Origin of the sequence: Eudoraea adriatica DSM 19308 (assembly GCF_000382125.1) — a bacterium.
GTDB lineage: Bacteria > Bacteroidota > Bacteroidia > Flavobacteriales > Flavobacteriaceae > Eudoraea > Eudoraea adriatica.
Window position 1 is genome coordinate 124,599 of record NZ_KB907548.1, and the last position, 24,929, is coordinate 149,527.

The 24,929-nt window shown below is 37.3% G+C and carries 18 protein-coding genes; 10 read left to right on the top strand and 8 right to left on the bottom strand.

Annotation, left to right across the window (positions count from 1 at the left end; genetic code table 11):
- Window positions 1-24: 24 nt before the first annotated feature.
- Together G504_RS0107545 and G504_RS0107550 are read right to left on the bottom strand one after the other, a co-directional pair.
- On the bottom strand, window positions 25-972 hold the full coding sequence (locus G504_RS0107545) for an alpha-E domain-containing protein (protein WP_026348454.1): 948 nt from the start codon (window positions 970-972) through the stop codon (window positions 25-27).
- Window positions 973-979: 7 nt separating this feature from the next.
- Window positions 980-2,443 (bottom strand): circularly permuted type 2 ATP-grasp protein, encoded by a 1,464-nt coding sequence (locus tag G504_RS0107550; RefSeq protein WP_019669550.1) that lies wholly within the window; start codon window positions 2,441-2,443, stop codon window positions 980-982.
- 193 nt (window positions 2,444-2,636) lie between these two features.
- On the opposite strand from G504_RS0107550, the gene G504_RS0107555 reads away from it, so the two are divergent.
- Both G504_RS0107555 and G504_RS0107560 read left to right on the top strand, forming a co-directional pair.
- Window positions 2,637-5,036 (top strand): zinc-dependent metalloprotease, encoded by a 2,400-nt coding sequence (locus G504_RS0107555; RefSeq protein ID WP_019669551.1) that lies wholly within the window; start codon window positions 2,637-2,639, stop codon window positions 5,034-5,036.
- A gap of 17 nt (window positions 5,037-5,053) precedes the next feature.
- Window positions 5,054-6,076: a threonine aldolase family protein gene (locus tag G504_RS0107560; protein WP_019669552.1), complete on the top strand. Its 1,023-nt coding sequence runs from the start codon at window positions 5,054-5,056 to the stop codon at window positions 6,074-6,076.
- Here G504_RS0107560 and G504_RS18390 read toward each other — a convergent pair.
- Together G504_RS18390 and G504_RS0107570 are read right to left on the bottom strand one after the other, a co-directional pair.
- Window positions 6,062-6,394, bottom strand: coding sequence for a YegP family protein (locus G504_RS18390; RefSeq protein WP_019669553.1), 333 nt, complete (start codon window positions 6,392-6,394; stop codon window positions 6,062-6,064). The genes G504_RS0107560 and G504_RS18390 overlap by 15 nt on opposite strands.
- A gap of 111 nt (window positions 6,395-6,505) precedes the next feature.
- Window positions 6,506-6,832: a YbaB/EbfC family nucleoid-associated protein gene (locus tag G504_RS0107570; RefSeq protein WP_019669554.1), complete on the bottom strand. Its 327-nt coding sequence runs from the start codon at window positions 6,830-6,832 to the stop codon at window positions 6,506-6,508.
- Between the two features lie 62 nt (window positions 6,833-6,894).
- On the opposite strand from G504_RS0107570, the gene G504_RS0107575 reads away from it, so the two are divergent.
- The 3 genes from G504_RS0107575 (at window position 6,895) to G504_RS0107585 (ending at window position 11,528) form a co-directional block, all read left to right on the top strand.
- Window positions 6,895-9,036: a S9 family peptidase gene (locus G504_RS0107575; protein ID WP_026348455.1), complete on the top strand. Its 2,142-nt coding sequence runs from the start codon at window positions 6,895-6,897 to the stop codon at window positions 9,034-9,036.
- Window positions 9,037-9,105: 69 nt separating this feature from the next.
- Window positions 9,106-10,146: a PLP-dependent cysteine synthase family protein gene (locus G504_RS0107580; RefSeq protein WP_019669556.1), complete on the top strand. Its 1,041-nt coding sequence runs from the start codon at window positions 9,106-9,108 to the stop codon at window positions 10,144-10,146.
- A 122-nt stretch (window positions 10,147-10,268) separates the two neighbouring features.
- Window positions 10,269-11,528, top strand: a complete 1,260-nt coding sequence (locus G504_RS0107585) for an aminotransferase class I/II-fold pyridoxal phosphate-dependent enzyme (protein ID WP_019669557.1) — start codon at window positions 10,269-10,271, stop codon at window positions 11,526-11,528.
- 53 nt (window positions 11,529-11,581) lie between these two features.
- Here G504_RS0107585 and G504_RS0107590 read toward each other — a convergent pair whose 3' ends face one another.
- Together G504_RS0107590 and G504_RS0107595 are read right to left on the bottom strand one after the other, a co-directional pair.
- Window positions 11,582-12,700: a GNAT family N-acetyltransferase gene (locus tag G504_RS0107590; RefSeq protein WP_026348456.1), complete on the bottom strand. Its 1,119-nt coding sequence runs from the start codon at window positions 12,698-12,700 to the stop codon at window positions 11,582-11,584.
- 107 nt (window positions 12,701-12,807) lie between these two features.
- Window positions 12,808-13,890, bottom strand: coding sequence for a transporter (locus tag G504_RS0107595; RefSeq protein WP_019669559.1), 1,083 nt, complete (start codon window positions 13,888-13,890; stop codon window positions 12,808-12,810).
- Between the two features lie 86 nt (window positions 13,891-13,976).
- Here G504_RS0107595 and G504_RS0107600 point away from each other — a divergent pair, with 86 nt between their 5' ends.
- Genes G504_RS0107600 through G504_RS0107615 form a run of 4 tightly spaced genes read left to right on the top strand, consistent with a single transcriptional unit; the run spans window position 13,977 to window position 19,443 of the window.
- Window positions 13,977-14,246, top strand: a complete 270-nt coding sequence (locus G504_RS0107600; RefSeq protein ID WP_019669560.1) for a DUF4834 family protein — start codon at window positions 13,977-13,979, stop codon at window positions 14,244-14,246.
- A gap of 21 nt (window positions 14,247-14,267) precedes the next feature.
- The gene (locus tag G504_RS0107605) at window positions 14,268-16,703 is read left to right on the top strand and encodes a YfhO family protein (RefSeq protein ID WP_019669561.1); all 2,436 of its coding nucleotides are present in this window, start codon (window positions 14,268-14,270) and stop codon (window positions 16,701-16,703) included.
- Window positions 16,703-17,989, top strand: a complete 1,287-nt coding sequence (locus G504_RS0107610) for a glycosyltransferase (protein ID WP_026348457.1) — start codon at window positions 16,703-16,705, stop codon at window positions 17,987-17,989. Before G504_RS0107605 ends, G504_RS0107610 begins: the two co-directional genes overlap by 1 nt.
- A complete protein-coding gene (locus G504_RS0107615) occupies window positions 17,980-19,443 on the top strand; it encodes a lipopolysaccharide biosynthesis protein (RefSeq protein WP_019669563.1) in 1,464 nt (487 codons plus the stop codon). Before G504_RS0107610 ends, G504_RS0107615 begins: the two co-directional genes overlap by 10 nt.
- Window positions 19,444-19,567: 124 nt before the next feature.
- Here G504_RS0107615 and G504_RS0107620 read toward each other — a convergent pair whose 3' ends face one another.
- Window positions 19,568-20,794: a hypothetical protein gene (locus G504_RS0107620; protein ID WP_019669564.1), complete on the bottom strand. Its 1,227-nt coding sequence runs from the start codon at window positions 20,792-20,794 to the stop codon at window positions 19,568-19,570.
- 183 nt (window positions 20,795-20,977) lie between these two features.
- Complete coding sequence (gene uvrA / locus G504_RS0107625; RefSeq protein ID WP_019669565.1) at window positions 20,978-23,758, bottom strand: excinuclease ABC subunit UvrA; 2,781 nt, start codon at window positions 23,756-23,758, stop codon at window positions 20,978-20,980.
- A gap of 245 nt (window positions 23,759-24,003) precedes the next feature.
- On the opposite strand from uvrA, the gene G504_RS0107630 reads away from it, so the two are divergent.
- Window positions 24,004-24,585: a sigma-70 family RNA polymerase sigma factor gene (locus tag G504_RS0107630; RefSeq protein WP_019669566.1), complete on the top strand. Its 582-nt coding sequence runs from the start codon at window positions 24,004-24,006 to the stop codon at window positions 24,583-24,585.
- The last annotated feature ends 344 nt before the right edge of the window (window positions 24,586-24,929 follow it).

The following is a 24,929-nucleotide window of genomic DNA, read 5'->3' on the forward strand; positions in this document are numbered from 1 at the left end:
TAAGGTAGGTGATAGAAAATGATTTTAGTAGTTGAAATACTCCTTTTCCATTTTTGTGCTGATTTGCACTAAACTGCTAAGTATATCTTCAATAAAACTCTGAATATCCCCTTCTATTTCTTCAATGTGTTTATATTCATACTCTGATCTTACTTTGCCAACCAGGAATGCCGTAGCATTTTTATTGTAGTGTTTGCTTGTGTCTAACTCCCTAATATGTTTATAAACCTGGTTTAGGCTATTCATAATAGATCTTGGGCAGTTTGGGTTTAAAATCAAGAATTCCAAAGTTGAGATGCTGTTAGGAGGTTTTTTATACAAACGCCTCATCATATCATATGATTCAGCACATTTTAATAAGGTAGTCCACTCAAAACTATTGCTAAACTTATCTCCATAGCTGCCTTGTGCTTCCAGTGCATCACGATATTTGGCATTAATCATTCGAATTATCTGAGTAGCTCTTTCAATATTTACGCCCATCATTATTATTGCATAAGCCTCATTGTGTAATAATGTGCCGCGAATTTTACCACGTAAAATGGCCGTCATTTCGGTAACATTTGTTGTAAAGTCATGAAGACCATTTTTTACAAGAACAGCGGGATCGTAGTTTATTATAAAATGATAAAATTTATTTATAGACTCATATAGCCCGGTAGAGATAAGATCCCGGGCGCTATTGGCATTTTCGCGTGCATTTTTTACATTGTTAATTATTGAATATGCTGATTCGGGGTTCAGACCAATATTAAAAAGTACTTCCTCTTCACTAATATCTGCGGATTGATCTAGTTGCGGCTCGCCAACCATAAATAGCATAGATCGCAATACAAATTGCCTGGATTGAGACAAATCATTAGGAGCATCAAGGGAAGAAAAATAATTAACGCTTAGATATCTGGCAATATGTTCAGAGCGTTCAATGTATCTGCCCATCCAAAAAAGGTTATCTGCTACTCTTGCAAGCATAATTTATTTATTTTTTTAGAACCCAGGTGTCCTTGGAACCACCTCCCTGCGATGAATTAACTATTAAATTTCCTTTTTTTAAAGCCACCCTGGTCAAACCTCCCTTAAGTACAAACTCTTTATCTTTACCTAGTACGGTAAATACTCTAAGGTCTACATGCCGTTGTTCAAAGGATTCGTTTTCTGCAATATAGGTAGGGTGCACAGAAAGAGACATAATGGGCTGTGCTACATATCTTCTTGGATCTGACTTAACCTGTTTTTTTACCTTTTCAATTTCTTTTTTGGTCAATCTATTGCCAATTGAGATTCCGTATCCGCCAGCCTCGTCTACAGGCTTGATGACCAGTCGTTGAATGTTGTCCAAAACATATTTTAATTCGTCCGGTCTGTTGCAATGGTATGTATGAACATTATTCAAGATGGGTTCTTCATCTAAATAGTACCTGATTATTTCCGGCAAGTATGTATAAACTGCCTTATCATCAGCGACTCCTGTTCCGGGAGCATTGGCTATCGTTACATTGCCTTTTTTGTATGCTGCGAATAAGCCGGGAACCCCTAATGTAGAATCGGGTTTAAATTCTAAGGGATCAATAAATAAATCATCAATACGGCGGTAAATAATATCTACCTTTTGAGGACCTCTGATAGTTTTCATATACACAAAATCATTCTCTACAAAAAGATCACGGCCTTCAACTAATTCAACACCCATTGTTTTTGCCAGATATGAATGCTCATAATAGGCAGAATTGTACATCCCCGGAGTAATAACAACAGATACCGGTATATCAACCCCATGGGGTTTAGTTGTTTCAAGTAGTTCCAATAAATTTTCGGCATAATCAGTGACCGTATGGGTTTGATAATGGTTAAAAACTCCAAATAGAGCCCTTTTAAGAGCGGTACGGTTACAAATAACATAACTTACCCCGGAAGGACAGCGAATATTATCTTCCAATACATAATAATTACCATCATTGTGTTTGATAATATCTATTCCGGAGATATGATTATATATATCGCCCGGAGGATCTACTCCCATCATTTGGTGCAAGTAATTCCCTGAGGAACTTATTAGTTCCATTGGTATCAGGCCTTGCTTGATTATTTTTTTTTCATGATAAATATCCCAAAGAAAAAGATTAAGTGCTTTACTGCGTTGAATTGCACCACGCTCTATAAAGTCCCATTCTTTTGGATCAATTATTCTGGGAAATAAATCAAATGGGAATATTTTTTCCTGAGACTTTTTCTTGCTATAAACCTGAAATGTAATACCCTGATTAAAGAAAGAAGACCTGGCTTTGACGTTAAGGCTGGCATAATCTTCTATGGAATGCTCCCCATATAAATCAAAAAGCTTTTTGTAAACCTCTTTTACATTTCCATCATTATCATAAATTTCATCATATAATGATGGATTTCTTAGGTAGGATGAAAAGATCTGATTTTTGATTTTTGTCATACAAATTACTTTTTATCAATATAGTGGATTTTACTAAGCTTATGAATGGATAATTCAAAATAATCGTACTTGTTTTTTAGTTATAAATTAAAATAACCCACAAATTAATGCGGATTTAATTATTTTCAATAAGTAGCAAGTTTCGTTAAGTTATTAGTGGAATTTATCTAAATTTAGCCCTTAATTTCCGACTATGAGAAACATTTTGTCCTTTATTATGGCGCTTGCCATATGTCAATTTACCAATGCGCAATTCACTGAAGGAAGCAAAGCATTTCAAAAATTTGAAGGGTTTTATGATTTTTATTACGATGCAGCCAGTGATAAGATTTTTCTGGAAATTGATGATCTTCAAAAGCCTTTTCTATATGTTTATTCCTTGAGTAGTGGCATAGGAAGTAATGATATAGGTATGGATAGGGGGAAACTTGGAAATGAGCAAGTTGTGTATTTTAAAAAGGCGGGAAATAAACTTCTTCTGATTCAACCCAATTTAAAATACAGGGCACTTACGGACAATAATCTGGAAAAAAAATCTGTGGAACAGGCTTTTGCCAAATCTGTACTTTTTGGTTTTGAAATAGTGGAAAAAGTAAACGGTAAGTACATCATTGATCTAAGCGACTTTTTAATTCAGGATGCTTTTGGGGTGGCAGATACCCTCGTGCAAAAAAAGCAGGGGACTTACAAGCTTGATAAGACCAAAAGTGCCATGGCACTTGAAAGAACGAAGGCCTTTCCAAAAAATATGGAGTTTGATGTAACACTTACTTTCAAGGGAGAACCCAAAGGAAACTTTATCAGATCAGTTACCCCGAACCCAAATCTGGTCACTGTAGCGCAACATCATTCATTCATTGAATTACCCGATGAAAATTATAAAGAACGGGTTTTTGACCCAAGAAGCGGATCCTACCCTTTTTCATATTATGACTATGCTACACCGGTCCAGGAATCTATTTTAAAACGATTCATTACCAGACACCGTTTGTCTAAAAAAAATCCGGAGGCTGCAGTAAGTGAAGCCGTTGAGCCTATTGTTTATTACCTGGACAACGGCACGCCCGAACCGGTAAGATCGGCTTTATTAGAGGGGGGCAAGTGGTGGAATGAGGCATTTGAGGCCATAGGCTATAAAGATGCATTTCAGCTAAAGATGTTGCCGGATGAGGCAGATCCTTTGGATGTCAGGTATAATGTTATTCAATGGGTACACCGATCTACAAGGGGCTGGAGCTATGGCAGCAGTATTACAGATCCCAGGACAGGTGAGATAATAAAAGGTCATGTAAGTTTGGGAAGTTTAAGGATCAGACAGGATTTTTTAATAGCGCAGGCTTTGATGAACCAGTCTTTTAAAGAGCGGGATGATAATTACAATGCAATGCTGGATTTGGCATTGGCAAGAATCAGACAATTGTCTGCTCACGAAATAGGTCATACACTTGGCTTTACGCATAATTTCGCGGCAAGTACCAATCAAAGAGCCTCTGTAATGGATTATCCGCATCCTAAGTTTAAAATTGTGAATGGGGAGATTGATTTTTCCGAGGCTTATGACACAGGAATAGGAGAATGGGATAAAACAACTGTAGCCTATTCCTATTCTGAATTTGCAAAAGGAACGGACGAAAAGCAAGCCCTGAACAAAATACTGGAGGAGTCCATCAATAATGGATTTCGCTTTATTTCCGACCAGGACGCAAGGCCTCTGGGCGGGGCACATGCATTGGCGCATTTGTGGGACAACGGTGAGAATGCAGGTGCGGAGCTGGAAAACGTATTGAAGATCAGGGAAATAGCCATTGGGAATTTTTCTATAGACAATATTCGAAAAAATGAACCAAATACCACTTTGGAAGATGTTTTTGCCCCACTTTATTTTTTTCACAGATATCAGACAGAAGCAGTAGCCAAAATGATTGGTGGCCTGGACTATAACTATGCTTTGAAAGGCGATGGTCAGAAAACGGTTGAAACTGTGGATAAAGCTCTGCAGGTTAAAGCGCTTAAAGTGTTACTAAAAACATTAGATGCAAATGAAATTGCCATCCCGGAGGACAAATTATCATTGTTTCCGCCTAGAGCTATTGGATATCCCAGGACCAGGGAATCATTTAAAGGCAGGACAGGAGTTTCTTTTGATGCCCTTTCTGCCCCTGAGACAGCTTCGGATATGACCTTAGGGGTATTGTTGCACCCTGAAAGGACATCGCGATTAATCCAACAGAAAAGCCTGGATACCCAGCAAATTGGATTGGAGTATGTCCTTGACCAATTGGTTCAAAATACCATTGCCAAAGACCTGAAAGACCCATATTTTAATGAAGTCCAGAGGTCAATCAATTACCGGGTACTTTATCATATTATGAACCTGGCAGCCCATAAAGCTGTTCATCCCCAGGTAAATGCCATAGCAAATCACCAACTTAAATCAATTAAGGCAAGCCTGCAGGCCGGCAAAGATGATTTGGATGTCCGGGAAATGATCAGAAGGATTGATTACTTTTATAGCGAACCGGCAGAATTTAAGGTTATAGAAGCACCTAAAATACCGGATGGATCTCCCATAGGGATGGCTTGTATGGAATAGAAAGAAACACCAGACACATGAAAATTAATTTAATCAGTGATACGGTTACCAAACCCTCACCCGGAATGCTGGATGCTATGATGTCTGCAGAGGTAGGTGATGACGTTTTTAAGGCAGACCCCACAGTTAACAGGCTGGAAGAAAAGGTGGCTGCTATGTTTAACAGGGAAGCAGCACTTTACTTTCCCAGTGGCACTATGACCAATCAAACTGCGATAAAACTGCATACCAATCCCGGAGATCAATTGATTTGTGACAAATATGCCCATGTTTATAATTATGAGGGAGGGGGAGTGAGTTTTAATAGCGGAGTTTCCTGTAAATTAGTAGATGGTTACCGGGGCATGATGACCTCAGCCCAGGTGGAGGAAGCTATAAACCCTCCGGATTTTTATCATAGCCCTTTGACTTCTCTTGTGTGCGTAGAAAATACTACCAATAAGGGCGGCGGAGCATGTTGGGATTTTTCTGAACTCGAACGTATTAAAAAGGTTTGTGAAAAGCATGGTCTTGCTTATCATTTGGACGGGGCAAGGATATGGAACGCAATGGTTGAAAAAGGGGAATCTGCAAAACAATATGGCGAATTATTTGATACCATCAGTGTTTGCCTGAGCAAGGGGCTGGGATGCCCTGTGGGCTCTGTTTTGGTAGGCGACAAAGAAATGATAGACCAGGCATTACGAATTAGAAAAATTTTGGGGGGAGGTATGCGCCAGGCTGGTTTTATGGCCGCGGCGGGCATTTACGCACTGGATCACCAAATTGAGCGACTAGCGGAAGATCATAGAAAAGCTAAAGAAATTGGTGTTATACTACAAGGTTTGCCTTTTACAAAGAAAGTGGAACCCATAGAGACCAATATTATAATCTTTGAAATAAACGAAGATTATTTGAGGGAGCAGGCTTTTATTGAAAAACTTCTGGAAAAGGACATACATTTAATTGGAATGGGTAGTTCGAAACTTCGAATAGTAACTCATATGGACTATACTGATCAAATGCACGATACTTTGCTGAAAACTTTAAAAACCCTCTAAGTAATCAGACTTGTTAAGGGTAGCTATTCTTTTTTTAAGGTTTTTTATGCCATTTTCCATTCCCGCTTCGGATCCATAAAGCTGGCTATTTCCAATGAGTTGTCCATTTTTGTTTTTCAGATTAAAAAGAAAGTTTCCATCATGGTCTGTCTTCCGTTCAAAGATGTAATGCTGTTTATCGAGCTGATCCAAACTACTGACAACATTCCTAATCTCCTCTTTACTAGTAAATCCAACACTATAAAACAAGGTGTTGCCATTGGTGGTATTTAAAGAAAAATTATAGGTGTTGTTATCTTCCTTATTAATCTTAATCATGTAGTGCTTTTTTTTAAAAGTATTAAATAATTACCAACTATCATACATAATTAACAAACAAGGAAACGCACAATTCACCTTGTGATCAGGCGTCTAAACCCTATGGACCAATCATTTAAAAAAGGAATCCATACCCGGAATATTAGGCATTCCATCTTTGGCCACTGCTGCCAATTCTGTTTCATTTACCCGTGTTGCTTTATCTATTGCCTTATTTAAAATGAGTACGAGATAATCTTCCAATTGCTCCTTGTCTTTCAGCAGTTCATCATCAATATTAATAGCTTTCAAAGTTCTATTGGCCGTAATGGTTACGGAAAGAAGGTTATCAGACGATTTTTCTTCAACAATGACAGAATTCAATCGTTCTTTTGTTGCTTTTACCTTTTCCTGGGTTTCTTTTAGTTTTCCCATCATTCCTGCTAAGTCTCCAAACATATTTTACGTTTTATTATTACTAAAATCAAAATTACTAAATTGCGCCTTCAAAAATTGCTATAATGACCCACTTTCTTAAGAGGAGAATCGTTTTGTTCTTTGCTCTAATAGTGGCCATTGCTTGTCAGAATCAAAATCAAAATATGGAAGTTATTGAGGCCCCCAAAGCTAATAGTATACCTGTAAAATTAGAAAAACATGGTGATATTCGGGTGGATGACTATTATTGGCTAAACCAGCGTGATAATAAGGAAGTAATCGCCTATTTGGAAGAAGAAAATAAGTTTTACAATGCCTTAACCGAGCATACAAAAACTTTTCAGGAGGAATTGTTTGAAGAAATGAAGGGCCGTATCAAGGAAGACGATACATCATTACCTTATAAACTTAATGGATATTGGTACATAACCAGGTATGAAAAAGGAAAGGAGTACCCTGTTTATTCCCGAAAAAAGGATAACCTGGAAGCCGCAGAAGAGATAATTTTTAATTGTAATGAGCTGGCAATGGGGCACGAGTATTTTGATCTTAGAGGTATCACCGTAAGTCCCGATAATAAACTTGCTGCATTTGGCACAGATACAATAAGCAGGAGGCAATACCACATTCAGATAAAGAACCTTGTTACAGGGGAAATTTATCCGGATAAAATAGATAATACCACAGGAAGCGCCGCCTGGGCGAATGACAATAAAACCATATTTTATACAAAGAAAGATCCGGTTACTTTGCGATCAGATAAAATATATAAGCATGTACTGGGTAATTCTGGTGTGGAGGATGAATTAATATTCCATGAGCAGGATGATACCTTCAATACATTTGTTTACAAATCCAAATCCAGAAAATATATCATTATTGGTTCTTATAGCACTTTAACATCGGAATTTCAAATACTTAACGCGGATGAGCCCAATGGGAATTTTAAATTGTTCTCTCAAAGGGAAAAGGGCCTGGAATATTCTATCTATCATTTTGAAAGCAATTTTTATATCCTCACAAACAGGGATAAAGCCACCAATTTTAAATTAATGAAGGTTGATGAGAAAAATACATCTTCTGAAAATTGGGAAGAGTTTATTGCGCACAGACCGGATATTCTATTAGAGGATATTGAAATATTTAAGGATTACTATGTCCTCACGGAACGAGATAATGGCCTTAATAAACTAAAAATTACCAAATGGGATGATACTGACAGTTATTATATCCCATTTAATAGTGAAACCTATGTTGCATATCCTTATGCAAACCCTGATTTTGATACGGAAAGTTTTCGTTACGTATATAATTCTATGACTTCACCATATGCCATAATTGATTTTAATATGAATACTAAGGTGGAGGAAATAAAAAAAGAACAAGAAGTTTTGGGAGGTAAATTTAATAAAGAGAATTACCTTTCTAAACGAATATGGGCAGAGGCACGCGATGGGGCTAAAGTGCCAGTTTCATTGATCTATCATAAGGACACCAAATTAGATGGGACCAGCCCGCTTTTACAATATGGCTATGGTTCTTATGGCAGTACCTCAGATCCGTATTTTTCTTCGGCAAGGTTAAGCCTCTTAGACAGGGGATTTGTTTATGCCATTGCCCACGTGCGAGGTGGAGAATACCTCGGCCGGCCTTGGTATGAAGAGGGGAAGCTCCTGAATAAGAAAAACACGTTTACAGATTTTATAGATTGCTCCAGGTTTTTGATTGAAAAAAAATACACGAGTAAGGAACATTTATATGCATATGGCGGTTCAGCCGGCGGTTTACTCATGGGTGCTATAGTTAATATGAATCCTGAACTTTATAATGGGGTAATAGCTGCTGTGCCATTTGTAGATGTCATCACAACTATGCTAGATGATACAATTCCACTAACCACCGGAGAATTTGATGAATGGGGGGATCCCAATAATAAAGAGCATTATGACTATATGAAATCGTATTCCCCATATGATAATATTGTGGTTCAGGACTATCCTAATATGCTCGTAACCACAGGTTTACATGATTCTCAGGTCCAATATTGGGAACCTGCAAAATGGGTGGCGAAAATTAGAGTTTATAAAACGGATGAAAATAAACTTTTTCTTTATACCAATATGGATGCAGGACATGGCGGTGCCTCCGGAAGATTCGAGGCATTGAAAGAAACAGCTAAAGAATATAGTTTCCTGATAGATTTAGAAGGTAAAACAGGTAAATAAAAAAAAAATAGTAATTTTGTCGCCAGATAATATTTTGGCAGAAAAGATATATCGACCTAACCTTTCTTTATGAAAAATAAGATAAACGCGCATAACTCGATCCTGGATTTAATAGGAAACACACCTCTTGTTAGGCTAAACCAAATTACAAAACCTTTTAAAGGTAATTTTTTTGCAAAGATAGAAGCCTTCAACCCCGGACATTCTTCCAAAGATAGGATAGCTTCTTATATAATAGAACAAGCTGAAAAGACGGGGATTCTTGAGCCCGGAAATACAATTATAGAGACTACCTCAGGCAATACAGGTTTTAGTATTGCGATGGTGAGTATTATTAAAGGATATGAATGTGTATTGGCTGTAAGTTCAAAATCCTCCAAAGATAAAATTGATATGCTGAGATCTATGGGGGCAAAAGTTTATGTGTGTCCTGCTCACGTAAGTGCAGATGATCCCAGATCATATTATCAGGTGGCAAAACGTTTGCATGAAGAAATCAAGGGATCAGTCTACATTAATCAATATTTTAATGCACTGAACATCTTAGCACATTATAAATCTACAGGTCCTGAAATATGGGAGCAAACAAATGGAAATATAACTCATTTAATTGCGTGTAGTGGAACGGGGGGTACTATTTCCGGTACTGCAAGATTTTTAAAAGAGCAAAACCCCAATATCAGGATCATAGGAGTTGATGCTTATGGATCCGTGTTGAAAAAGTTTCATGAAACCGGCGAATTCGATAATGATGAAATATATCCATATAGAATTGAAGGACTTGGTAAGAACTTAATTCCTGAAGCAACTGATTTCAAGGTTATTGATGAATTTATAAAAGTAACAGATGAGGAAAGTGCCCATACGGCAAGGGAAATTTCTTGTAAAGAGGGTATTTTTGTGGGGTATACAAGTGGCGCAGTTATGCAGGCGGTCAAGCAATTGAGCTCCGAGAGTGAATTTACCAAAAATAGCAATGTAGTTGTTATTTTTCCTGATCATGGTTCAAGATACATGAGCAAAATATACAATGATCAGTGGATGAGTGACCAGGGCTTTTTTGACAGTAAAAATGTTGAGGAAGAGCAAGCCGTTGAATATGTAAAATAGGTTAAATAGTTTATATTTTGAAGGCAACAGTTAGTAACTGTTGCCTTTTTATTTAGAGTTAAAATAATTTATGAATCGTGATCAAAATTCCATAATTTTGTGCACTAACCAAACTAGGCCAGATGAAAGATTTATTTGCCAGAATCATAGAGAATAAAGGACCTTTGGGTAAATGGGCATCCCAGGCCGAAGGATATTTTGTTTTTCCAAAATTGGAAGGCCCTATTTCAAATAGAATGAAATTTCAGGGTAAAGATGTAATTACCTGGAGTATTAATGATTATCTGGGAATGGCTAATTTACCGGAAATTAAGAAGGTGGATGGGGAAACAGCAGCGGAATATGGAGCAGCCTACCCTATGGGTGCCCGAATGATGAGTGGTCATACAGATTTTCATGAGCAACTGGAAAGAGAACTAGCCGATTTTGTCCATAAAGAATCTGCTTATCTGCTTAATTTTGGCTATCAGGGAATTTTATCTACAATTGATGCCCTTGTTTCTAAAGATGATATCATTGTTTATGATGTAGATTCACATGCATGCATAATTGATGGGGTACGTCTGCATATGGGCAAACGATTTACATTTGTCCATAACGATATAGATAGCTTAAAAAAGAATTTGGAGCGCGCCAGTAAAATGGCAGAACAAACCGGTGGAGGAATTCTGGTTATTTCTGAAGGTGTTTTTGGAATGCGCGGGGAACAAGGTAAGCTTAAAGAAATTGTGGCTCTGAAGAAGGAATTTAATTTTAGGTTATTAGTGGATGATGCCCATGGTTTTGGGACATTAGGCAAGACAGGTGCCGGAGCGGGTGAAGAACAGGGGGTTCAGGACGATATAGATGTATATTTTGCGACATTTGCAAAATCTATGGCAGGAATTGGTGCTTTCCTGGCTGCTGACAAGGAAATTATAGATTATTTGAAGTATAACCTTCGGTCTCAAATGTTCGCAAAATCACTTCCAATGATTTATGTTAAGGGTGCCTTAAAACGCCTTGATATGTTGCGTACGAAACCTGAATTGAAAGAAAAGCTATGGGAAAATGTGAACGCCCTTCAAAATGGACTTAAAGAAAGGGGTTTTGATATTGGAACAACTACAAGCTGTGTAACTCCTGTTTATCTCAATGGCAGTATACCTGAAGCTATGGCCTTGGTTAAGGATCTAAGGGAAAATTATGGTATTTTTTGTTCCATAGTAGTATATCCGGTTATTCCAAAAGGAATGATCTTATTGAGAATGATACCAACATCTACCCATACTTTGGAAGATGTCGCTGTAACACTGGATGCATTTTCTGCGATTAGAGATCGATTGGAAAACGGCACCTATAAGAGATTATCTGCCGCGGTTGCTGCGGCTATGGGGGAATAAGTTCAGACGCGATTTCAATTCAAGGTTAGGTCTGGTATTCAATAGGCAGGTTACTATAGCTGTTTTCTGTATGTGCGCCTTCGCTTGTATATTTTAGGGTCAAAGTGTTTCCACATTTGGCGGATAGCAACGTTTTCCTCTAATTCAGGGGTTCTGTAACAATTCCTTATTTTTTTCTCCTGAAAAACTTTGTGGTATTCATTCATAATTATAGCAGTAACTCCCTTGTTTTGGTACTCAGGATGAACTCCAATAAGGTAGAAAATAACATCTCTGCTATTTTTCTTTGCATTTAGAAGATACAAAAAGCCAAATGGAAAAAGCCTGCCATTTGCTTTTTGCAGGGCAGACCCATAGGAAGGCATTACTATAGCAAAAGCTACCAGCCTGTTATTGCTGTCAATTACAAACTTTATATATTCCGGATTAACTAAGCCAATATATTTATTCTTAAAATAGGCTTTTTGCTCATCGGTTAAAGGAACAAATGAAGATAACTTTGCATAAGTCTCATTAAAAAGATCAAACATCTGATCGGCCCAGGGCATGATATCTGCAGATTTTGTAAAATTCATTTCTTTTAAACCATACCGCTTTTTTATCAGGGCTTGTATTTTAACAAAGTGTTCAGGTTTAGTATTACTTGCAGGAAATCTATTCTCCATATATTCCTTCTCTTTAACAAAGCCGTGTTGTTCGTAATGATCTTTATAATAAGGATGGTTATACCATGTAATCATTGTTCCCATATCTTTAAAGCCTTCAACGAGTACTCCTACTTTATCCAGATTCGAAAAACCTACCGGTCCCTCCATAAAAGCCAGGTTATTATTTTTTCCAATTTCAGCTACCTTGTCCAGCAATGTTTGTGAAACTTCATAGTCATCAATAAAATCAAACCACCCAAAGCGCATTTTAGAGTTTTGTTGTTCATTAACCTCTATCCAATTAATAATGGCGGCAACTCTGCCGACTAGTTTATTTTCTTTGTAGGCAAGAAAAAACCTGGCTTCTGCACTGTTAAAGTTTGGATTTTTTTCTCTGTTAAATGTTTCGAATTCGTCGGAAATAAGTGGTGGTACCCAATAAGGTGATTTTTTATAAAGGGCAAAAGGGAATTTTATAAATTTTTTTAGATCCGATTTTGTAGTAGCTTCTTTGAGCCTTACCATACCATTTATTTGTGTGGTCAAGATAAGAGATATTTGATAAAGGAGTCAAATTTTAAGACAAATTTGACGAATTCAGATAACAATGAACTTATAAGAAGAAGTGGTTATCAGAAGTCAATCACTCCATTGTCGGAAGATTTCTTCAACTTTCTCAAATCTTTCTTAGATGGTCCAAGATCTATATCCTCAGCTCCTTTTCCTTTATTTCGCCCTTTGGATTTTTTGTTATTTTTACTTTTTCGCATAGAGTTCTTTTTAATTTCCCCGCCATTTTCACCGGCCTTCTGATCTTCAATAGGGATAAGGACATCCTTATGAAGGTCTAGTCTGTATGACGCTCCAACGGAAACGAAAAGGCGACTTGGAGAATCCTTGAAACTGCCTCCCAGAAATGCATCAACCTGAAAATTTTCATTGACCAGATAAGCTCCACCACCTCTTAACAATACGTCGGAATATCGATCACTGCTTATACCCTGATTTTCCAAAAAAACACTCCATTTAGGATTTCTAAGTGCATGAGAGAGGGAAATAGTGTAACCTAATTCCGGATCATCCGTGGCAATCCTGTCATAGGAAATATTCGAAATCAATACAAATCTGGGCGTAAGCCTGCTCTGTGTTGCAACCATTGCCCTTGGAGAAACCGTGGGATCGGTTGGATGAAATGGATTGTCTCCAATGTTAAAATTGGCTCCTGCATATACGGAAATTGCCGGAAGTAAATTTTTAAACTGAAATTTGTTATTGGCCCTCCAGCTATATAAGTTTGGCTTATTTCTTTCCGGATCTTTGAACGGATCAAATAACAAATATTTGGCACCAATGCGATTTCTTGAAAAATTGGTCCTGGATTCATTAAATCCTAAGGAATTGTACGTGATATTCTGGTTTTGGTAAGTGCCTTCCCAATTAAGTTCCAGAGTTTCGAATAACAATCCATAACGAACCGAAAAATCTAAGCCGTATATATTAGAATCATAATTCAGATCTGAGTGGTCCCGCTTTTCATAAGAAAATCCCAATTCTAACTGGGGCACTCCTTTGCCTACGGCATAGGCACTTACAGATAAACCCGGACGGTTAGAATTTATGACATCTGTGTATTGGCAGATACCTAATAATGGGACTAATAATGCTACTAAAAAGAGAGCATTTTTAGGATTTTTTAGTTCAACAACTCGAAACATTAGGCAGATTTTATTATTATTTTATGAATTTTGTAATGTTAATACAACGCTGGAATTGTATTTTTGATATATAGAATAGAGACATTATGGGTTTTTTAAGAACTATTTTAATAATTCTTCTGGTCTACTATATGTTCAAATTATTTGCTAAATGGTTTGGTCCTAAAATATTTGCTTATGCTGCACGAAGGACTGAGAAGCATTTTAAAGAAAGATTTGAACAGTTTCAAGGCTATCAAAATCACGAAGAAACTATTAACGAAGGTGAAATACGTATTGACAAAAAAACAGTTCAAAAAAGGAAAAAGGATTCCGAACATCTAGGGGAGTTCATAGATTTTGAAGAAATTGAATAACCATTACCACTGAAGCAACCAATGAATAAAGGTACAAAGGCTTTATTTTATCATTTTTTTGCGCTTGTTTTTTTTGTTGTTGCCTCCCTGGCATACTTCTATCCTGTGCTACAGGGTAAAACAATTGTCCAATCCGATATTATTCAATATACCGGGATGGCCAAGGAACAAAATGATTTTAGAAAATATACGGATGAGGAACCCTATTGGACAAATAGTGCTTTTGGAGGCATGCCAACATATCAATTAGGGGCATATTATCCTCATGATTACGTCAAAAAGTTAGACAGGACCATTCGATTTCTACCTCGCCCGGCAGATTATTTATTCCTTTATTTTGTGGGTTTTTATGTTTTGCTATGCTGCTTAAAAGTGGATTATCGGTTAGCTGTCTTTGGCGCCCTGGCTTTTGGTTTTTCTACCTATCTCATCATCATACTTGGAGTGGGCCATAATGCAAAAGCACATGCTATAGGTTATTTGCCACTGCTGTTAGGGGGTATTGTACTTACCTTCAGGAAAAAGTATTTCTGGGGTTTTATTCTTACGGCTATAGCAATGGCATTGGAAATTGGGGCAAATCATTTCCAGATGACCTATTATTTTATGTTGCTTGTACTAGTTCTGGGCGTTGCATACTTAATTGACGCTATTAAAAAAAAGAAAGTAAAGCACTTTTTCATTTCTACAGGCCTGCTTATTGCAGCGGTAGTTTTGGGTGTTTCAGCTAATGCAACATCCATTATGGCTACCAAAGAATATGCAGATTGGAGCACACGGGGGAAATCGGCACTTACCATAAATCCGGATGGGAGTCCCAAAGAAAATATAGAAGGGTTAGACAAAGAGTATATTACGCAATACAGCTATGGAATTGTTGAATCCCTCAATTTATTTGTTCCAAGACTTTTTGGAGGCAGCAATAATGAAGACCTTGGAACCGAATCCAAAGCATATGAATATCTGGTAGAACAAGGATTGCCCCGAACAAGGGCTCTTGAATTTAGCAGTGCTCTTCCCCTGTATTGGGGAAATCAACCCGGAGTCGCAGCACCTGCATATATTGGTGCAATTGTAATTTTTTTATTTGTTCTCGGTCTTTTTTTAGTAAAAGGTCGTCTAAAATGGTGGTTATTAGGAGGGACTTTACTTTCACTTTTTCTATCCTGGGGCAAGAATTTTGGTCTTCTTACGGATTTCATGATAGACTATTTTCCGCTTTACAATAAATTCAGGGCTGTTTCATCTATTCAGGTAATAGTAGAACTGTGTGCCCCTGTCCTGGCGGTAATGGCATTAGCGCAGGTATTTAAACCCTCTGAAGAAAAAAGTAAGAAACTCAGGGCTTTAAAAATGAGTTTCCTTATTGTCATTGCAATTGGCATTGGCCTCTTTTTAATAAAAAGCGTTTTTGATTTTTCGGGATTAAATGATAGTACATATCAAAAATATTTCGGGGATGAGGTAATGACCATGATTAAAAGGGATAGGGAGGCTGTTTATGTTAATGATACTATACGTTCTCTAATCTATGTGTTTTTAGCTGCATTGGCTATATGGCTATACCTTAAGGGTAGGGTTAAGCAAAATTTGGTTATTTTGACGCTAGCCCTGCTTGTGGTTTTTGACCTGGTTGGTATTGATCAGAGATATGTAAATAAGAAAGATTTTGACAGACAGAAAAGAATGAACCAGCCTTTTCAGCAATTGTCAATGGATAAGCAAATTGCCCAAGACAAAGGTGTATTCAGGGTTTATGATCCTTCGGAAGGCCTTAACGGGGCAAGGACATCGTATTTTCATCAGTCCATTGGAGGTTATCATGCTGCCAAACCCGCAGGGATGCAGGATCTATTTGATTTCCATATTTATAAAAATAATCTGCGCGTCCTGAATATGCTTAACGTAAAGTATATAATTCAACAAGATGAAGAAGGTGAGAAATATGCACTGGCAAATCCTGAAGCCAATGGTAATGCCTGGTTCATTAGAAGACTCATTGAGGTGCAGAGTTCCAATGAAGAAATTATGGCACTGGATAGTTTGGATGTCCTCAACGAAGCAGTTGTAAATACAAATGATTTTACCGAAATAGACCGGTTTAATTTTCCAAAGGATTCCCTGGCCTCTATTAGCTTAACGGAATATAAGCCCAATCATTTAAAATATAGCACGAACAATGAAAATGATGGACTTGCAGTATTTTCAGAAATGTACTACCCTGTGGACTGGAAGGCCTATATTGATGGTAAACTGGTAGATCATATTAAGGTCAATTACGTGTTAAGGGCTTTGCATATACCTGCCGGTAGCCATACCGTAGAATTGAAGTTTGAGCCAAAAGTAATTGAAACAGGTAGTAAGATTACTTTAGCGAGCTCCATTTTAATGATTATTTTGTTTTTAGGAGGGGGTGTGGTTTCAATATTTCGTTGGCGAAAAAAGGAGGAGGGATAATGCATAAGGTGCTTATCATTAGTTATTATTGGCCCCCTGCAGGAGGGCCCGGAGTTCAGCGATGGCTTAAGTTTGTTAAGTATTTACCAGAATTTCAAATTCACCCCGTTGTCTATATCCCCGAAAATCCAAAGTATCCTATTACCGATATCAGTCTAAGTAAGGAAATTCCGGACCATGTCATTATTTATAAAAATAAAATCTTCGAGCCTTATCATTTAGCCGGATTTTTAAGTAAAAATAAAACCAAACAGATAAGTGCCGGTATCATTAGTGATCATAATCCTTCTTTATTGGAAAAAACCCTGCTTTGGATAAGGGGAAATATGTTTATTCCCGATGCAAGAAAGTACTGGGTTAAGCCCTCAGTAAAGTTTTTGAAGGATATAATTAATAAAGAACAAATAGACACTGTAATTACTACTGGTCCTCCCCATAGTCTTCACTTAATTGGTTTGGAATTAAAAAAAAGCCTAGATCTCAAATGGCTTGCAGATTTCAGGGATCCATGGACCTCTATTGGTTACCACGGCAAGCTTAGGCTTACTAATGCTTCAAAAAGAAAACATCGCGAATTGGAAAAAGAAGTAGCAAATTCTTGCGACAGGCTTTTGGTAACGAGTAATACCACAAAGGCCGAATTTGAATCAATTACCTCAAAACCAATCCACGTTATTACCAATGGATATGATATTCCTGAAAGCGACCTTCCCTTTAGTGCCCTGGACAAAAAATTTACGCTCTCCCATATTGGTTCATTGCTGACCGGTAGAAACCCGGAAAACCTTTGGAAAGTATTGGCAGAGATCATTGATGAAAATGAAGATTTTCGCAATGCCTTTCAATTGAACCTTATAGGTGTTGTTGGCCACGATGTTTTAAAATGTATTATGGATAATGGTTTAAAACCCTATACAAGTATTAAGGAATATGTATCACATAAGGAGGCGGTGAATTACCAGAGGCATTCTCAATTATTGCTTTTAGCTGAAATTGATTCACCAGATACCAGGGGTATTATTCCGGGAAAGCTATTTGAGTACCTTGCTGCCAAAAGACCAATCCTTGCCATAGGGCCCGAGGATTGGGAAGTATCGGAAATTGTAAATAGCACAAACTCCGGTTTTGTTTTTAATTACATGGCTTTATCAGATCTTAAAACTGTACTTTTAAATTGGTTTCATCTTTATCAGGAAGGTAAATTAATGGTCTCTTCAGTAAATATAAAAGCGTATAACAGAAAGATGCTAACCGCAAAACTGGCCGAACTGTTAGAATGGGAATAATTTTTAAACAATCCTTAAAGAATACTACTATCACTTATCTTGGATTTGCGATAGGAGGAATTAATGTTCTTTTCCTTTATACCCGTTTTCTCACCGAAGAGTACTATGGCCTTGTAGGAGTAATTTTATCCACATCTGCAATTCTAATGCCTTTGATGGCCTTTGGCGTGCCAAATACACTGGTTAAATATTATAGTAATTTTAATGATGCAAAATCCACCGATGGTTTTCTCACCCTGATGGTTCTTCTTCCATTGGTTATTGTAATCCCACTGGCAGGCATAAGTTATTTTGCCAATGAAATAATAGGCAATTTCCTGGCCAGAGAGAACATTATTGTTAAAGACTATGTCTGGAATATTTTTTTAATAGGTATGGCTATGGCTTATTTTGAGATATTTTATGCCTGGTCTAAAGTTCAGATGAAATCGGTTTTTGGAAATTTCATGAAAGAAGTGTTTGTCAGAGTAGGGGTGAGCCTGCTTTTAATTCTTCTATATATGGGGTCTATAGGTGCAGACTTTTTTTTAAAGGCCCTGGTAGTTTTATATCTCCTTAGAACTTTGCTCATGAAGCTATATGCATTTAGTCTCAGAAGGCCAAAAATTAGCTTTAAGTGGCCGGAGAATGCCGGTTCTATAGTAAATTATAGTATCCTAATCATTCTCGGCGGATCTACGGCTGTAATCCTTTTAGAGATAGATCGTTTTATGATAAACCAGTTTATTCCTATTCAAAATGTTGCCTATTATACTGTGGCTATTTTTATTGCAACTGTGATTGCGGTCCCTGCAAGGGCCATGCACCAGATCACTTATCCAATGACAGCTGAAATACTTAACAGGAATGATGTAACTGAGCTAAAAAAACTATATCAGAAGAGTTCTTTAACCTTGTTCATTGTATCAGGGCTTATTTTTATTCTAATCCTACTCAACCTTAATGATTTTTTTGCCCTGCTACCGGAAGCCTACAGGGGAGGATATATCATTGTTTTATTAATTGGATTTACTAAACTGCTCGATGCTCTTTTGGGAAATAACAACGCAATACTATTCAATTCTGATTATTACAGAGTTTTGTTATTTATGGGCGTTCTTTTGGCTTTCTTTACCATACTTTTCAATTGGCTCCTTATTCCCTTATACGGATTAAACGGTGCGGCTTTTGCCACTTTTATGGCTATTTGCATCTACAACGGCCTAAAATTGGTATATGTAAAACGAAAATTCAATATTACGCCATTCACGGGTGAAACTGCAAAAATTGCCGGTCTTCTCATTTTGATGATGGCTATATTCTATTTTATAGAATTAGATTTTAAACCTTTAGTCAACATTATTTTAAAGAGTATACTAATCACGGCAATATATATAGGCGCCCTCTACCGTTATAAAATTTCGGAGGATGTATATGCCGTTTTATCGGGGTTTTTCAGAAAGGGAAATAAGTAATGTTTACTTCTTGAGATTAGGATTTCAGTTGGAATTGTTGGGGGTTTAGGGTTTAGAAAAACCCCACCAGGACTTTTTAAATCCACAGTGGGGTTAAACAACTAACCAACCTAAAACTATAACTTTATTTCAATTTTGTATTTCTGCTTCGTGTAATATTACTTTTACTAGAACTTCTGGAAGGGCTTCTGCTTGTTATTCTGTTGGCATTGCCTGTCCTTTCATTTATTTTGCTTTTTGAAGTCCTGTCCGATGACTTATATGCAATATTACGTTTGTTTTCAGTACTTGTTTTAGTTGTCCTGCTGGTTGTAGCCAATATTTGTGGCCTTTTATAAGCTGAACTGCTTCGTTGAACTGTATTGCTCCGGGGAGCTGCTGTTATTTCCCTTTTTGTTACAGTTCTACCGCCTGCCAGGGAACGTGCAGATCTTTTAGCATCATTTTTAACCATATTACCCTCAATATTTCCGGGGGTTTTGGCAACAGTTCTTTTTGTGCTATTGGATGCAGTCCTATTAGATCTGCTAATAGCTGTATTGTTTACAGTTCTTTTTGCGCCATTCCCAGCTCCTCTTTGTGCAACCGATGTTGCATTTCTCATTGAAGTGCTGCTCCTATAGCTATCGCCTCTTCGGGAATTATTTTCCCTGGCAACTACGCGTGTATCATTTCTGTAAACCTTGCTGCGCCTATTGTAATTGTTGCTATGGTCATAATGATGGCCTACTTTGGCATACGCTCTCCTGTAATTATGGTAATAAGGTCTGTAGTAGGTATATCTAACAGGGTTATAATATCTTCTGTACGGACTGTTATAAACCAGGCAGAAGCCAACAGCCGGTCTTACAAAATAGTTGTAATATGGTCTGTAGGTATAAAATTGATTGTATACATTAACATAGCCCGTGTAATGACTGTAGTATCCTCTGTTGTTATAATAAACATGCATGCCACCCACACGTCTTACCCTACCGTTTCTATACCAAACGTCAACACCGCCAATTCGATTAACACGTCCGTAATAATCGTAAAACACGGGTACATTTTCAATTTGAATTACTGCGCCATAATCATCGTACTGTACAAATGCGTTATAATTATAGCCTGAATTGAATGTAATGTTGGCACTTCCGTAATTTACATTAGCTCCTGCATTAATACGGTTGTCTATAAAGAAATCGAATTCACCATCCGGATATACAGAAAACGTAATGCCATTTTCAACAAAAATGAAAGAATTGTTGTATCTATAAGCATTGCGTATCGCAACCTTATCTTCCACTGTGGCCCCAAGAGTACTCGCAGTACCTAAAACTATAGCCGTAAAAAGGAATATTAAATTTCTCATGATATAAGGTTTTAAATTTCCGAATGCAACTATTTACATTCATCTATTTAATACCAAACAGCGTGCCAGAAATAGTAATACCTATGTAAAATACTGATTATCAATTATTTAATAATAATAAATATTAAAGAATAGAACTTTTGCTTAGGTCCTTAATGAGGAAAAAGGGGTATTTATCGGGTACTAATGTAATTTTTCACGAAGGTAGCGTGCTGTGTGGGAATTATTATTTGTGGCGATTACCTCTGGTGTGCCAAACGCAATAAGATTACCTCCATTTTCACCTCCTTCGGGTCCCAGATCTATAACATGATCCGCACATTTTATAAATTCAATATTGTGCTCAATTACAACCACGGAATGGCCTCTTGCGATTAATGCATCAAAAGATTTTAAAAGTTTTTTAATATCATGAAAATGAAGCCCTGTAGTAGGTTCATCAAATATGAACAAAGCTTTTTCTTTGGTGGTTCCTTTTACAAGGAATGATGCCAGTTTAATCCTTTGAGCCTCTCCACCCGATAAGGTAGATGAGGATTGACCTAAAGTGACGTATCCCAGACCGACTTCCTGAAGCGGCCGTAATTTACTGACGATTTTTGTTTGCAAATGAGTTTCAAAGAATGCAATGGCATCATCAATCGTCATGTTCAATATATCATCAATATTGGCATTTTCAAATCTCACCTCCAGTACTTCTTTCTTGAAACGCTTACCGCTGCAGGTATCACATTCCAGGTGCACATCTGCCATAAACTGCATTTCTACAGTAATCTCCCCTTCGCCTTTGCACTTTTCACATCTGCCACCATCTACATTAAAGGAGAAGTGTTTGGCTTGAAACCCCCTTAGCTTACTTAATTTTTGTGAGGCATATAATGCCCTGATATCATCATAGGCTTTAATATACGTAACCGGATTTGAACGAGACGACCTTCCAATCGGGTTTTGATCTACAAACTCTACATTTCTAAGGGTGTCGAATTTGCCGGATATTTCTGTATACTGACCAGCTTTTTCTCCGTAACCGCCTACTTCTTTAAGCAAAATGGGGTAAAGCAATTTTTTTACCAGAGTACTTTTTCCACTCCCTGAAACGCCTGTTATTACCGTAAGCATATTAAGTGGAAAAGTGACATCAATATTCTTTAAATTATTTTCTCTGGCTCCTTTAATTTCAATATAATATTTAGAGGTTCTGCGTTTTTCGGGAATTTCAATTGTCAGGCTTCCATTCAGGTAACTTGCAGTAAGCGAAGACGATTTCAGGATTTCCTTCATAGGGCCATGGGCTACTACTTCGCCCCCGTGAGTACCGGCTTCCGGACCAATGTCAATCACTTCATCGGCTGCAAGCATTATGTCTTCGTCATGTTCAACAACAATAACAGTATTGCCTAAATCCCTTAGAGACTTTAATACATTTATAAGATTTTCCGTATCTCTCGGATGCAAACCAATACTTGGTTCATCTAAAATATACATTGATCCAACCAAACTGCTTCCAAGCGAAGTGGCCAGGTTTATTCGCTGACTTTCACCCCCGGACAGCGTATTGGATTTTCTGTTAATGGTTAAATACTGCAATCCAACCTTATCCAGATAACTTAATCTTGTTTTGATTTCTGCTAATAATCTTTTTGCAATTTTTAAGTCGTGTTCACTTAATGTAAGCTGGTCAAAAAATGTAATCAAATTGTCAATTGACAGCTCAACCAGATCTGAAATAGACTTGTCACCAATCTTAATATAGTTGGTTTCCATTCTGAGGCGTTTTCCTTTGCAATAGTTGCACCTTGTTTTACCTCTATACCTGGAGAGCATAACCCTATTCTGAATTTTATAACTCTTCTCCTCCAATTGCCGGAAAAATTTATCAATACCCATAAAATGCTCATTTCCCTGCCAGGCCACTAATTTTTGTACTTCACTGAGCTGATACCATGGTTTATGAATAGGAAAATTAAATTTATATGCAGAATTTACTAATTGATCCCTATACCAGCTCATACTCTCGCCTCGCCATGGAAAGATGGCATTTTCAAATACAGACAATCCCGTATTGGGAATTACAAGATCCTCGTCAATACCAATTACGTCGCCATATCCTTCACACTTCGGACAAGCGCCATATGGGTTATTAAAACTAAAAAGGTGAACGTTGGGTTCCATAAAGGCCATTCCATCCAGTTCAAATTTATTGCTAAACCGGGTCACCTTTCCATTTGAAATTTCTTCGATAAAGCAATATCCCTTGCCTTCAAAAAAGGCGGTATCCACTGCATTGGCTAATCGATTTAGAAAATCCTCGTCATCTTTCTTAATGATTCGATCTACAACTAATTCGAATTTATAACCAATATCCTCCAGGGCGTCTTCAATCCTGCAGACTTTGTTGTTGTGCTTTATCCTTGCGTATCCTTGTTTGGATAGCAGCTGCAATGATTTCGCAGGATCTCTGTCTTTGGAAATTACAATAGGAGCCAATAACAGGAGCTTGGTGCCTTCTTCGAATGATTTTACATGATTTACAACATCTGTGACATTGTGTTTCTTAACCTCTTTACCTGAAACTGGCGAGTACGTTTTGCCAATTCTGGCATAGAGGAGTTTTAAATAGTCATATATTTCTGTTGTAGTGCCAACGGTGGACCTTGGATTAGTAGAATTGACCTTTTGTTCAATGGCTATGGCAGGAGCGATTCCTTTTATATAGTCTACTTTGGGTTTGTCTAATTTGCCAAGAAATTGCCTTGCGTAGGAGGAAAGGCTCTCTACATAACGACGCTGACCCTCAGCATAAAGAGTATCGAAGGCCAAACTAGACTTACCTGAACCGGAAAGTCCGGTAATAACGACCAGCTTATTTCTTGGGATTACTACATCTATATTTTTGAGGTTATGCAGTTTAGCCCCTTTGATTATTATATTTTTCTTTGGATTAACTTCGGTTATTGCGGACATTTCTAATATTAGGTTGGCAAAGATACAATATGTTGAATTCAAACACCAATAGGTGGCTTTTTACATCGGAATTGTGTAAAATCACAACATTGTTTATAGGAGAATATATATTTTTTCTATATTTGGGGTATAATTATTAAAACTTCTGCCTATACAAGAAAATTACTTTTTTGAGATAAAACCTGAATAATGAAAGTCCTTTCCCAAAAGAAAGGCCCCTAAGTTTAACCAAAAAAGTAATTAGTATGCAACTACCTGCAGAAGATCCAATATTAGTTCAGAATTACATTAGCGGCGATGAAAAAGCCCTTGAAATTCTAATCAACAAACACAATCAGCGTATTACCAGTTTTATTTATTCCAAGGTCCTGGATAGGGCTATTGCAGAGGATATCTTTCAGGATACCTTTATAAAGGTAATTAACACTTTAAAAAGAGGCGCATATAATGAAGAAGGCAAGTTCTTGCCCTGGGTAATGCGCATAGCACATAATCTTGTCATTGACCATTTTAGAAGAAATAAGCGAATGCCTAAATTTGAAGGTACCGGAGATTTTAATATCTTTTCTGTTTTGGGAGATGATAAACTGGATGCTGAGAGACAGATAATTAAAGACCAGATTGAAAATGATCTGGGGTTATTGATAGAAGAACTTCCTGATGATCAAAAAGAGGTTTTAATAATGCGCATGTACAGGGATATGAGTTTTAAAGAAATATCCGAAAATACGGGCGTAAGCATTAATACTGCTTTGGGGAGAATGCGGTATGCCTTAATTAACCTTAGAAAGATAATAGAAAAGAACAATATTGTTTTAACGAATTAATAGGTTCTATAACGACAAATCCAATTGGTTCCATAATAGTTGCGTTATTTAGGCATAACAAATTAATTTATGGAACAGATTTACCCCGAAAATCAAAACAAATGCCGACTTGTAAAGGCTAATCCGGAAAGTGTTCGCTTTTTGCTACAGTATTCCAAGTCGCTGAATATTGTAAATCATAAAGGAATGAAGTTCGAGAACAATTTGAATTGAGCAATTCCTTTATTTAAAGAATAAACAACTGTCCCTTTGATATCATATCAAGGGGATTTTTCTTTTCCAGCTGCTTCTTCAGTATTATGCTTAGGCGATTCGCATTAATCCGTGAATAGTCCTGGCCAACA

Excerpts from the sequence above, each read along its gene's own strand:
- G504_RS0107545 (WP_026348454.1), bottom strand. The coding sequence starts at position 972 with ATGCTTGCAAGAGTAGCAGATAACCTTTTTTGGATGGGCAGATACATT.
- G504_RS0107550 (WP_019669550.1), bottom strand. The coding sequence starts at position 2,443 with ATGACAAAAATCAAAAATCAGATCTTTTCATCCTACCTAAGAAATCCA.
- G504_RS0107555 (WP_019669551.1), top strand. The coding sequence starts at position 2,637 with ATGAGAAACATTTTGTCCTTTATTATGGCGCTTGCCATATGTCAATTT.
- G504_RS0107560 (WP_019669552.1), top strand. The coding sequence starts at position 5,054 with ATGAAAATTAATTTAATCAGTGATACGGTTACCAAACCCTCACCCGGA.
- G504_RS18390 (WP_019669553.1), bottom strand. The coding sequence starts at position 6,394 with ATGATTAAGATTAATAAGGAAGATAACAACACCTATAATTTTTCTTTA.
- G504_RS0107570 (WP_019669554.1), bottom strand. The coding sequence starts at position 6,832 with ATGTTTGGAGACTTAGCAGGAATGATGGGAAAACTAAAAGAAACCCAG.
- G504_RS0107575 (WP_026348455.1), top strand. The coding sequence starts at position 6,895 with ATGACCCACTTTCTTAAGAGGAGAATCGTTTTGTTCTTTGCTCTAATA.
- G504_RS0107580 (WP_019669556.1), top strand. The coding sequence starts at position 9,106 with ATGAAAAATAAGATAAACGCGCATAACTCGATCCTGGATTTAATAGGA.
- G504_RS0107585 (WP_019669557.1), top strand. The coding sequence starts at position 10,269 with ATGAAAGATTTATTTGCCAGAATCATAGAGAATAAAGGACCTTTGGGT.
- G504_RS0107590 (WP_026348456.1), bottom strand. The coding sequence starts at position 12,700 with ATGGTAAGGCTCAAAGAAGCTACTACAAAATCGGATCTAAAAAAATTT.
- G504_RS0107595 (WP_019669559.1), bottom strand. The coding sequence starts at position 13,890 with ATGTTTCGAGTTGTTGAACTAAAAAATCCTAAAAATGCTCTCTTTTTA.
- G504_RS0107600 (WP_019669560.1), top strand. The coding sequence starts at position 13,977 with ATGGGTTTTTTAAGAACTATTTTAATAATTCTTCTGGTCTACTATATG.
- G504_RS0107605 (WP_019669561.1), top strand. The coding sequence starts at position 14,268 with ATGAATAAAGGTACAAAGGCTTTATTTTATCATTTTTTTGCGCTTGTT.
- G504_RS0107610 (WP_026348457.1), top strand. The coding sequence starts at position 16,703 with ATGCATAAGGTGCTTATCATTAGTTATTATTGGCCCCCTGCAGGAGGG.
- G504_RS0107615 (WP_019669563.1), top strand. The coding sequence starts at position 17,980 with ATGGGAATAATTTTTAAACAATCCTTAAAGAATACTACTATCACTTAT.
- G504_RS0107620 (WP_019669564.1), bottom strand. The coding sequence starts at position 20,794 with ATGAGAAATTTAATATTCCTTTTTACGGCTATAGTTTTAGGTACTGCG.
- uvrA (WP_019669565.1), bottom strand. The coding sequence starts at position 23,758 with ATGTCCGCAATAACCGAAGTTAATCCAAAGAAAAATATAATAATCAAA.
- G504_RS0107630 (WP_019669566.1), top strand. The coding sequence starts at position 24,004 with ATGCAACTACCTGCAGAAGATCCAATATTAGTTCAGAATTACATTAGC.